Below are 10,716 nucleotides of genomic sequence, written 5' to 3'. Positions count from 1 at the left end.
GACGGCAACGTCGCGGTGCGCAAGAACATGGGCACCTACTTCGACGGCGGAACGCAGTGGAGCACCGGCTGGGGCCGCTTCGTCAACGGCACCGACCTCGGCCGCCTGTACTTCGCGGACATGACCGGTGACGGCAAGGCCGACCTGGTCGTCCACACCTCGGACGGCAACGTCGCGGTGCGCAAGAACATGGGCACCTACTTCGACGGCGGAACGCAGTGGAGCACCGGCTGGGGCCGCTTCGTCAACGGCACCGACATGGGCCGCCTCCGCTTCGGCGACACCACCGGAGACGGCAAGGCCGACCTGTACGTCCACGTGATCGGCAACGGTGAGGTCTCGGTGCGCAAGAACATGGGCACCTACTTCGACGGTGGCACTCTGATGATCACCCTCTGACGAGATTCCCCTCCCCTTGGCTCCGGCTGACGCAGCCGGAGCCAAGGCCGCCACGGCCTCCGGGCGGAGGGCCGCCGGGAGGACGGGGGCCCGTTCAGTCCCCGACGCCCCGGGTCGGCGCGCGTCGTCACTTTCGCACCAGGCCCTAGTCGGGCAGGGCGAACTCGCACCACACCGCTTTGCCGCCGCCCGGAGTGCGGCGGCTCCCCCAGGACGAGGCGATCGTCGCGATGATGGAGATCCCGCGACCCGCCTCGTCCTCCGTTTCCGCCCTGCGGCGGCGCGGCAGGTGGTCGTCGCCGTCGGTGACCTCGATGATCAGGCGGCGGTCGGTGCGGCGCAGTCGCAGGCGCATGGGCGGGGTGCCGTGCTGGAGGCTGTTGGCGACCAGCTCGCTGGTGGCGAGGACACCGAGGTCGCGGAGTTCGACGGGGAAGCGCCAGGAGGAGAGGACTCCGGAGGCGAAGGCACGCGCGCGTGGGGCGGCCTCGACGCCGCCGAGGAGTTCGAGGGCGGCGTTGTGGAACAGCTCCGCGTCGGCGCCGTCGCGGGCGGGGTGCTGGACGACGAGGACGGCGACGTCGTCGTCGTGCTCGGCGGTGACGCCGAGGGCCCTGAGCAGCCGGTCGCAGACCACCTGGGGGGTTCCGCCGGCGCCGGCGAGCGCGCGGGCGAGGGCCTCGACGCCCTCGTCGATGTCCTCGCGGCGGCGCTCGACGAGTCCGTCGGTGTAGAGGACGGCGGTGGAGCCCGGAGGCAGGGCGATGGAGCCGGAGGCGTGCAGCCATCCGCCGGTGCCGAGCGGGGGTCCGGTGGGGTCGCCGGCCTTGCGGACGGTGCCGTCCTCGTCGCGGACGAGGATCGGGAGGTGGCCGGCGGAGGCGTAGACGAGCCTGCCCTCGTTGGGATCGTGGACGGCGTAGACGCAGGTGGCGATCTGGCTGGCGTCGATCTCGGCGGCGAGGCCGTCGAGGAGCTGGAGGACCTCGTGCGGGGGCAGGTCCAGGCGCGCGTAGGCCCGGACGGCGGTGCGGAGCTGGCCCATGACGGCGGCGGCGCGGACGCCGCGGCCCATGACGTCGCCGATGACGAGGGCGGTGCGGCCCGCGCCGAGGGTGATGACGTCGTACCAGTCGCCGCCGACGGCGGCGTCGGCGACGCCGGGCTGGTAGGTGGCGGCGATCCGCAGGTCGTCGGGCTGTTCCAGCTCCTGCGGGAGGAGGGAGCGCTGGAGGGTGACAGCGGTCTCGCGCTGGCGGCGCTCGCTGGCGCGCAGCCGCTCCGCGGCCTCGGCGTGGTCGGTGACGTCGGCCGCGTGGACGAGGACGCCGGCGCCGTCGAGGTGCGGGCTGTCGACGGGCAGGCAGGTGACCGTGTACGAGCCGCCGTCGGCGGTGCGGCGGGACTTCACGGTACGGGGCTTGCCGCTGCGCAGGACCTGGTCGAGGAGGGGCAGCAGGCCGAGCTCCTCGGCCTCGGGGCAGGTGGCGGCGACGGTGGTGCCCGGGGTGCGGGGGCCGAAGGCGGAGGCGTACGCGTCGTTGACGTAGGCGATGCGGTGCTCGGGGCCGTACACGAGGGCGAGGAGGCCGGGGAGGCGGCCGAGGAGGTCCCGTACGGAGAAGTCCTCCAGGGCGGGGGCCTCGGTGTCCACGTCCAGGGTCTTCCCGGCCTCTTCGGAGCCCTGTGCGTCCGCGGTGGGGTGCTCCGGCCGCGGACCGTACTCACCGCGGGCGGCGGGCACGGAGCCTTCGGTCCCCCGCGCCGCGCGGCGCTGCGTGCCGGGGAGCCGGGCGCTCCAACGGGTGAAGTTCACGGATCTGTATGCCTCGTGGTGTCGGTGCCGTGCGGAGTCACGCTGTGCAGGTGTGAGCCCACCTATGGTCACACGTCCAGTGTGGACGAGTGCACTGACAGTGATGTCAGGAGGACGCCTCGTCGTTCCCGCCGGGGGCGGGTCCGGCGGGCGGGGGCGGGGGTGGTGCGGCCGCGAGTTCGAATTCGGCCCGGGGGTGTTCCAGGGAGCCGAGGGAGACGATCTCGCGCTTGAACAGGCCGGAGAGGGTCCATTCGGCGAGGACGCGGGCCTTTCGGTTGGCGGTGGGCATCCGGCTGAGGTGGTAGACGCGGTGCATCAGCCAGGCCGGGTAGCCCTTGAGCTTGCGTCCGTACACGTGGGCGACGCCCTTGTGGAGGCCGAGGGAGGCGACGGAGCCGGCGTACGCGTGCGCGTACTCCTTGAGCGGGCGGCCCTGGAGGGAGGCGGCGAGGTTCTCTGCGAGGACCTTCGCCTGGCGGACGGCGTGCTGGGCGTTGGGGGCGCAGGGGGTGCCGGGTTCCTTCGCGGTGACGTCGGGGACGGTGGCGGCGTCGCCGGCCGCCCACGCGTGGGCGGTGCCGTCCACCGTGAGGTGGGCGGTGCAGCGGATCCGGCCGCGCTCGTCGAGGGGGAGGTCGGTGGCGGCGAGGACGGGGGCCGGCTTGACGCCCGCGGTCCACACGACGGTGCGGGTGGGCAGGCGGGTGCCGTCGCTGAGGACGGCGACCCGGTCCTCGCAGCTGTCGAGGCGGGTGTCCAGGCGGACGTCGATGTTGCGGCCGCGGAGCTCCCGGATCGCGTACCGGCCCATCTCGTCGCCGACCTCGGGGAGGATCCGGCCCGCCGCCTCGACGAGGACCCATCTCAGGTCCTCGGGCTTGACGTTGTGGTAGTAGCGGGTGGCGTACCGGGCCATGTCCTCCAGTTCGGCGAGCGCCTCCACGCCCGCGTACCCGCCGCCGACGAAGACGAAGGTGAGGGCGGCGTCGCGGAGGGCGGGGTCGCGGGTGGAGGAGGCGATGTCGAGCTGCTCCAGGACGTGGTTGCGCAGTCCGATGGCCTCCTCGACGGTCTTGAAGCCGATGCCGTGCTCGGCGAGGCCGGGGACCGGGAGGGTGCGGGAGACCGAGCCGGGGGCGAGGACCAGTTCGTCGTAGGTGAGGGCGACCGGGCCGGCGCCCTCCTCGTCGGTGGCGAGGGTGGTGAGGATCGCGGTGCGCTTGGCGTGGTCGATGGAGTCGACCTCGCCGATGAGGAGCCGGCAGCGGTCCAGGACGCGGCGGAGCGGGACGACGACGTGGCGCGGGGAGAGCGAGCCGGCGGCGGCCTCGGGGAGGAACGGCTGATAGGTCATGTACGGGTCGGGGGTGACCACCACGATCTCGGCGGCGCCGCCGCCGAGCTCCGTCCTGAGCTGCCGCTGGAGGCGCAGCGCGGTGTACATGCCGACGTATCCGCCGCCGACCACGAGAATGCGCGCAGGTTCGGTCACCGTCCCATGAGGCATCGCCGTCCGGTGTTTGTCCACAGGCCCGGCGAATTGTGTGACCGGAGTGGTGTGGAGGCACGGGTGGCGCGCGCGGGGTGCGTGGGCGCAACGGCGCAGGTCACGGCGGGCGGGGGCGCGGGGTGGTGGGGTGGGAAACCGGTGGCTTCGGTGCCTTGCTCCGATCGGGGGGCGCACCGTACGGAACTCCCCCTTCTGAATTGACCCCGACTCAACTATGTTCGTAGTTCGTCGGGGTGTCGGTTCCGGCGTGCGCGCGGACCGATAGCGCACACCGGCCGGGAGCCCCGTATCAGGGCGGGGAGTCTCCGGGGGGAGACATCATGAGCGGGGGAACGCTTATGCAGATTCAGGATTCTCGTTGGCAGTCCGTCGTCGGGACGGCGCCGGACGACCGGGGCGCGGGGGCCATGGCCGCCGTGCCGCCGGGCGTGAGCGCGCTCTCCGGCGGCACCGTCGCGGGCACCGGCACCGTCGTGGGCGGTCCGGTGGCGGGCGGACGTTCGGCGCCGCTGCGGGTGGACGCGCAGCGCAATCTGGAGCACGTGCTGCGTGCCGCGCGCGAGGTCTTCGGCGAACTCGGTTACGGGGCGCCGATGGAGGACGTGGCCCGGCGGGCCCGCGTGGGTGTGGGCACGGTCTACCGGCGCTTCCCCAGCAAGGACGTGCTGGTGCGGCGGATAGCTGAGGAGGAGACCGCGCGGCTGACCGAGCAGGCGCGGGCCGCGCTCGGCCAGGAGGAGGAGCCGTGGTCGGCGCTCTCCCGGTTCCTGCGCACCTCGGTCGCCTCGGGTGCCGGGCGGCTGCTGCCGCCGCAGGTGCTGCGGGTCGGCGTGGACGAGTCGCCGGTGGACGGGGACGCCGAGGGCGTGGCCCGGGTGCCGTATCAGCGGGGTCTCGGCGAGCAGCCGGACGCGCGCGTGGTGGCGCCCCGGCCGGTGCCGGTGGACGAGCGGGACGACGCCGGAGCGGCGGAACTCCTGGAGGTCGTCGGGCGGCTGGTCGACCGGGCCCGGGAGGCGGGTGAGCTGCGGACGGACGTGACCGTGGCGGACGTCCTGCTGGTCATCGCCACCTCCGCGCCGGCGCTGCCGGACGCGGCCCAGCAGGCCGCGGCCTCGGCCCGGCTCCTCGACATCCTGCTGGAGGGCCTGCGCTCGCGGTAGCGCGTACGGACTCCTTCCGGGCCGCCCGGTCGCTGGGCCGGGCGGACCAAGGATCACGACACGAACGTGCGAGCGGTTACGCCGGGGTACGGGAAGTCGCCCCGGACGAGTGGTAAGTGGACGCGGCACTTCGGCGTGCCCGCGTCGTGTGGCAGGCTGAGCCGGTGTTCGGGTCTGCGCATGCGTACGGGGGCTTCCGCGATGAGCGGTGACGGTCGGGACGATCCGCTGGGCGGTGGCGGTGCCACGGAGGCCGAGGGCCCGCCCACCCGTCAGGTACCGAGCCAGAAGAACCCCGCGGGCGCCCCCGGCACGCCGCACGGCCCCGGCGGACCGAGCGTGCCCCAGCAGCGCGAGGCCATGTCGGCCGGGACCCCGTGGCCGCCGGCCGCGCCGCCCGCGTCCGTACCGGGCCCCGGCACCGACGGCGTACCCGCGGAAGGGGCGGCCGACGACGGCGAGGGGGTGCTGCCGCCGCCGCGCGAGCTGCCCGCCTCCGACGCCGACCTGATCGCCCGCATGCGGGACGGCGACGACTCGGCGTACGAGGAGCTCTTCCGCCGCCACTCCGAGGCCGTCCGCCGCTACGCCCGCACCTGCTGCCGGGACGCGCACACCGCCGACGACCTCACCGCCGAGGTCTTCGCCCGCACCCTCCAGGCCGTCCGCGGCGGCGCCGGACCCGAACAGGCCGTCCGCGCCTATCTCATGACCACCGTGCGACGGGTCGGCGCCGGCTGGGCCAGGACCCAGAAGCGGGAACACCTCGTCGAGGACTTCGCCGTCTTCGCCGCCGACGCCGCCCGCTCCTCCGAGGTCTCCGACCAGGACACCCTGGACCTCGGCGCCGAGGTCAGGGCCATGCAGGAGGCCGAACAGTCGCTGGCCCTGCAGGCTTTCCGCTCGCTGCCCGAGCGCTGGCAGGCCGTCCTCTGGCACACCACCGTCGAGGAGGAGTCGCCCAGCGAGGTCGCCCCCCTCTTCGGCCTGACCGCCAACGCCACGGCCGTCCTCGCCAGCCGCGCCCGCGAAGGGCTCAAGCAGGCATACCTCCAGGCGCACGTCAGCCAGGCACTCACCGCGGGCGGCGACTGCGCCCGGTACGCCGACCGGCTCGGCGCCTACGCGCGCGGCGGGCTGCGGATGCGGGCCGAACGCGGCCTGCGCAAGCACCTGGACGAGTGCGCCAAGTGCCGGGTCGCGGCCGGCGAGCTCGCCCACGTCAACGCCGGGATCCCGGCGCTGCTCCCGATCGCCGTCATCGGCTGGTTCGCCGCCGGCTACTCCCTCAAGGCCGCCGGCATCGTCGCGGGCGGCGCGGTGGGCGCGGCCGGGGCGGGTGCCGCCGCGGCCGCCACCGGCGGCGGGACGACGTCCGGCACCGCGGCGGGCGGGGCCGCCGCCGAAGGGCTCGGCGCACCCGTGAAGGCCGGCATCGCCGCCGCCGCGGCCGTCGCCGCGGCGGCCGGGCTCGTCTGGGCGATGGCCGGGGACCCGCAGCCCGTCGCCTCTCCCCGGCCGTCACCGACCACCGTCGTCCCCGTCGCGCCGCCCGAGCCCGCGCCGCCCGCGAAGCCCTCGCCGAAGCCCGAGCCGACCACCCCGCCGCCGCCCCCGGCGCCCGCGCCGGAGCCCACCACCCCGGCGCCCCCGCCGAAGCCGAAACCGACGCCCACCCCGAAGCCCACCCCCAAGCCGACGCCCCCGCCGGTGGCGAAGCCCTCGCCCGAGCCGACGCCGACACCGACGCCGACACCCACGCCGAGGCCGACCACTCCGCCGCCGAGCCCCGCGCCCACGCCGAGCCCCACCCCGCCGCCGACGACACCTCCCCCGCCGCCCGCCCCCGTCGTCTATCAGGTCGACCAGCTGGACTACGCCGCCTTCGGCGACGGCACCGAGCCGGAGGTCGTCCTGGAGGACGGCACCTGGATGTGGCCGCGCCAGGGAATGACGATCAGCGATTCCACGTACGCGTACGGCGTCAGCGTGCACGCCCCGTCCTCGCTGCTCATCCGGCTCAACCGGCAGTGCACCGCCTACGACGCGTTCGTCGGCGTCGACGACCTGAGCGTCCCGTTCGGCACCGGCGGGGTGCGCTTCTCCGTGTACGGGGACGGGGAGCGGCTGTGGCGCTCGCCCGTGGTCCGGCGGGGCGACCCGGCGATCCCGGTGCACGTGGACCTGCGCGGCCGCTCCACGCTGCGGCTGGTGGTGGAGGAGCACACGCCGCTCGGGCGGGCCGCCGTCGCCGACTGGGCGGAGTCCCGGATCAGCTGCTCCTGACGGCGTCGCCGCCGTCGCCCGTCCCGGCGGTGTACGGCTCCACCAGGGCCAGCACACCTTCCGGGCCGAGGGCGGCGCCGGCGGCCCGGGCCTCGGCGACGCCGTCCTCGCCGAGGGCGGCCAGACAGGCGGCGGCCAGCTTCTCGGCCTCGCGGCGTTCCGGCACCGAGCGGGGGATGTCCTGCCGCCAGGTGCCGACGGCGGCCGCCACGCGCGCGCAGCGGGCGGCGTCGCCGGCCCGGTGCAGGGCGTAGGCGAGCCCTTCGGCGAGGCTGATGACGATGATGTCGGCGCAGTGGCCGCGGAGGGCGGTCCTCAGCACGTTCGCGGCGGCGGTGACGGCCGCGGGTCCCGCGCCCTCGTGGGCCTCGATCCGGGCCACGAACCCGTCCAGGGCGATGGCGAAGTGCGGCGGCGGGGTGCCGACGTGCACCTGGGCGCCGGCCGAGGCGATCCAGGCGCGCGCGCCCGCGGGGTCGTCCCGGTCGAGGGCGAGGACGGCCCGCATGACGTCCACGAAGGCGTGGGCGTCCCGGAGGCGGAGCCGCTCGGACTCCCGCGCGGCCTCGTCGAGACCGCGCTCGGCGCCGTCCGTGTCGCCGTCCCGGTAGGTCAGTTCGGCGAGCCGGGCGAGGAGGAACGGGGCCTCGGTGTGGGCACCGACCTCCCGCGCGAGCCTCAGGGCCTCCTCGTACGCCTCCCTGGCCTCGGCCCGGCGGCCCCGCATCATGTTGGCCTCGGCCGCGGCCGAGGCGACCTGGGCGCCCATCCAGCGGTCCCCGACCCGGCGGACGAGGACACGGAGTTCGGCCAGGTCCTCGTCGACCCCGCGCATGCCGTCGGGCATGTCCACGATCATGTGGGTCCGGAACATCAGGCTCACGCCGGTCTCCCAGTCGCCGCCGTACCGGCGGCAGGTCTCGACGCCGGCGTCGAGAAGGGCGCGGACCGTCGCCGGCTCCTCGGTGAGATAGGCGGTGAACGGCCAGAGCAGGCCGGGGAAACGGGCCGCCTCGGGGCCGGGGTCCCGGCCGAAGGCGTCGGACACCCTGCGGACCAGCGCGAGGGTCTCGGGATCCTCGCGGACGTTGCCCGTGTACATGGCCTCGTCCTCCAGCGCGAGGAAGAACGAGAGCATCCGCAGGTGCATGCGCGGCCAGTACCGGGGGTCCGCCCGGTCGGCCGGGTCCTCCCCGAGGGCGAGCGCGCGCCGGGTCCAGGCCAGGCCCTCCGGGCGGTAGTTGCGCAGCCACCAGAACCAGCCCATGGCGAAGACCAGACGGAGTCCGGCGAGCTCGTCCGGGGCGGTGACGAGGGTGCGGTGGAGGGCGGCCCGGATGTTGTCGAGGTCCCGTTCGAGCCGGTCGATCCAGGGCAGTTGCTCGCGGGAGCGGAGCTTGGGTTCCGCCTCCTCCACGAGGGCCGTGAAGTACGCGGTGTGGGCGGCGCCCGCGGCGGCGAGCAGCTCGGGGGTCTCGGCGGCGCGCTCGGCGGCGTACTCGTGGATGGTCTCCAGGAGGCGGTAGCGCATCGTGCCGTCGTCGGCGGGGGTGGCGATGACGAGCGACTTGTCGACGAGCGCACCGAGGGTGGTGAGCGTGGTGGGGCTGGACAGGGTCGGGTCGGTCTCCGTGCCGTGGGTGGCGGGGGCGGGGGCGGGGGCGTCGACGGCCTCCGCGGCCGGGAGGTCCCAGCCGCCGGTGAAGACGGAGACCCTGCGGAGCAGGGTCCGTTCGGCCGGGTCGAGGAGGTCCCAGGACCAGTCGACGACCGCGCGGAGGGTCTGCTGGCGGGGCAGCAGGGTGCGGGCTCCGGAGGTGAGGAGGCGGAATCGGTCGTCGAGCCGGTCGGCGATCTGGCGCGGGGTGAGCAGGCGCAGCCGGGCGGCGGCGAGTTCGATCGCGAGCGGCAGTCCGTCGAGCCGGCGGCAGATCTCGGCCACCGCGTGGGCGGTGTCGGCGTGGGCGGTGTGCGGGTGGGCGGTGCCTGCTGGGCGGGTGTCCGCGTGGGCGGCGCGCCTGTGCTTCCCGCCGGGGTCGCGATCGGCATGGGGGGCGGCGTCAGGGACCGCGTCGGGGGCGGTGTCGGGGGTCGTGTCGGGATCGAGGTGGAGGTCGAAGTCGGGCAGGACGGCTCGGGCCCGCTCGGCGAAGAGACGGTGCGCGGGGGCGGGCGGCAGCGGTTCGACGGGGCGGACGGTCTCGCCGGGGACGTTGAGGGGTTCGCGGCTGGTGGCGAGGATCCGGAGGCCCGGGCAGTGCGCGAGCAGCGTCTCGGCGAGGGCCGCGGCCGCGTCGATGACGTGCTCGCAGTTGTCGAGGACGAGAAGGAGACCGGGGTGGCGGGCGAGGTGGTCGACGAGGTGGGCTGTCGGGTCGTCCTGGAGGGCGACGCCGTCCCGGGTGATCAGGGTGATCTCGCGGAGGCGGAGCGCGGAGAGGACGGCGCCGGGGAGCGCGCCCGGGTCGTCGAGCGGCGCGAGTTCCGCGATCCACGCGTGGGGCCCTGCGACCTGCCGGGCGGCCTCCTCCGCGAGCCGCGTCTTCCCCGACCCGCCGGGCCCGGTGAGCGTGACGAGCCGGAACCGGCCGAGATCGCTCCGGAGCGCGGCGAGTTCGGGCTCCCGGCCGACGAAGGAGGTGAGGCGGGGGCGGATGTTGCCGGCGCCGGGCCCCGGGCCGGGGCTGGGGGCGGTGTACGGGGCGGCTGCCCGCGGGCGCGCGGGGGCGGCGGCAGGCTCGGGGGCGGGCTCGGGGGCGGGCGAGGGGGCGAGGAGTTCGCGGTGGAGGGCGGTCAGTTCGGGGCCCGGGTCGGCGCCGAGGGCGTCTGCGAGGGTGCGGCGGGCCGTCTCGTACGCGGCGAGCGCGTCCGCGTGCCGGCCCTCGGCGCGCAGGGCGCGGATGAGCTGGGCGTGGAAGCCCTCGTCGTACGGGTGCGTGGCGGTCAGCCCGGTCAGCTCCGGGACGAGTCCGTCGGGGGCGCCGCGCCGCAGGTCGGCCTCGACGCGCCGGCGCAGGGCGGCCAGGCGCTGCGCCTCGGGGCGGACGCCCGCCGGTGCGGGCAGGTCGGCGAGGGCGGGTCCGCGGAAGAGCGCCAGGGCGTCCCGCAACAGGGCTGCGGCCTTCTCGGGGTCTCCGGCGTCCAGGAGGGCACCGGCCTCGGCGGCGCGGCGCTCGAACACGTACAGGTCGATGTCCTCCGGTCCGGCGGCGAGCCGGTAGCCGGGGCCCGGCACGGCCTCGACGGCTTCCCGGCCGAGGACCCGGCGCAGGCGGGCGACGAGGGCCTGGAGGGCGGCGGGCGCGTCGAGCGGCGGCTCGTCCTCGTCCCCGTACACGTCGTCGACGAGCTCCCGGACGGGGACGGCCCGTCCGCCGCGCAGCGCGAGCGCGGCGAGCAGAGCGCGCAGCCGCGCGCCGCCGAGGGGCAGGGGGGTGCCGTCGGGGCCGAGGGCCTCGGTGGTGCCGAGGAGGAGATACCGCACCGGCCCATTCTTCCCCCCGGGCGGGAGAGACACCTCGGGGTTTCCCCGGGCGGGT

At 75.6% G+C, this 10,716-nt stretch carries 6 protein-coding genes; 3 read left to right on the top strand and 3 right to left on the bottom strand.

The genetic code is table 11. From position 1 onward, the window contains the following. Window positions 1-399: FG-GAP repeat domain-containing protein (locus tag ACFYT9_RS05515; RefSeq protein ID WP_389161073.1), on the top strand; the 399-nt coding region annotated here is incomplete at its 5' end. A gap of 145 nt (window positions 400-544) precedes the next feature. Here the strand turns inward: ACFYT9_RS05515 and ACFYT9_RS05510 are convergent. Together ACFYT9_RS05510 and ACFYT9_RS05505 are read right to left on the bottom strand one after the other, a co-directional pair. Next, window positions 545-2,215 (bottom strand): SpoIIE family protein phosphatase, encoded by a 1,671-nt coding sequence (locus ACFYT9_RS05510; protein WP_389161071.1) that lies wholly within the window; start codon window positions 2,213-2,215, stop codon window positions 545-547. Between the two features lie 106 nt (window positions 2,216-2,321). Then, entirely contained in the window at window positions 2,322-3,725 is a 1,404-nt protein-coding gene (locus ACFYT9_RS05505; RefSeq protein ID WP_376602789.1) for an NAD(P)/FAD-dependent oxidoreductase, read from the bottom strand. Between the two features lie 341 nt (window positions 3,726-4,066). Here ACFYT9_RS05505 and ACFYT9_RS05500 point away from each other — a divergent pair, with 341 nt between their 5' ends. Together ACFYT9_RS05500 and ACFYT9_RS05495 are read left to right on the top strand one after the other, a co-directional pair. Then, window positions 4,067-4,891, top strand: a complete 825-nt coding sequence (locus tag ACFYT9_RS05500; RefSeq protein ID WP_376602790.1) for a TetR/AcrR family transcriptional regulator — start codon at window positions 4,067-4,069, stop codon at window positions 4,889-4,891. Between the two features lie 201 nt (window positions 4,892-5,092). Further along, window positions 5,093-7,177, top strand: coding sequence for a sigma-70 family RNA polymerase sigma factor (locus ACFYT9_RS05495; protein WP_389161069.1), 2,085 nt, complete (start codon window positions 5,093-5,095; stop codon window positions 7,175-7,177). On the opposite strand, the gene ACFYT9_RS05490 is transcribed toward ACFYT9_RS05495, so the two are convergent. Further along, window positions 7,164-10,661 carry an ATP-binding protein gene (locus tag ACFYT9_RS05490; protein ID WP_389161067.1) on the bottom strand — a complete coding sequence of 1,166 codons (3,498 nt, stop codon included), beginning with the start codon at window positions 10,659-10,661 and terminating at the stop codon, window positions 7,164-7,166. The genes ACFYT9_RS05495 and ACFYT9_RS05490 overlap by 14 nt on opposite strands. Window positions 10,662-10,716 lie beyond the last annotated feature (55 nt).

Origin of the sequence: Streptomyces sp. NPDC004435, assembly GCF_042873895.1 — a bacterium.
In the GTDB taxonomy this organism is placed as follows: domain Bacteria; phylum Actinomycetota; class Actinomycetes; order Streptomycetales; family Streptomycetaceae; genus Streptomyces.
The sequence above is the reverse complement of the archived record's forward strand: the minus strand, read 5'-3'. Positions and strand labels throughout refer to the sequence as shown.

Bases quoted from the DNA above. Each gene is read 5' to 3' on its own strand.
- ACFYT9_RS05500 (WP_376602790.1), top strand. From the start codon at position 4,067: ATGCAGATTCAGGATTCTCGTTGGCAGTCCGTCGTCGGGACGGCGCCG.
- ACFYT9_RS05495 (WP_389161069.1), top strand. From the start codon at position 5,093: ATGAGCGGTGACGGTCGGGACGATCCGCTGGGCGGTGGCGGTGCCACG.
- ACFYT9_RS05505 (WP_376602789.1), bottom strand. From the start codon at position 3,725: ATGCCTCATGGGACGGTGACCGAACCTGCGCGCATTCTCGTGGTCGGC.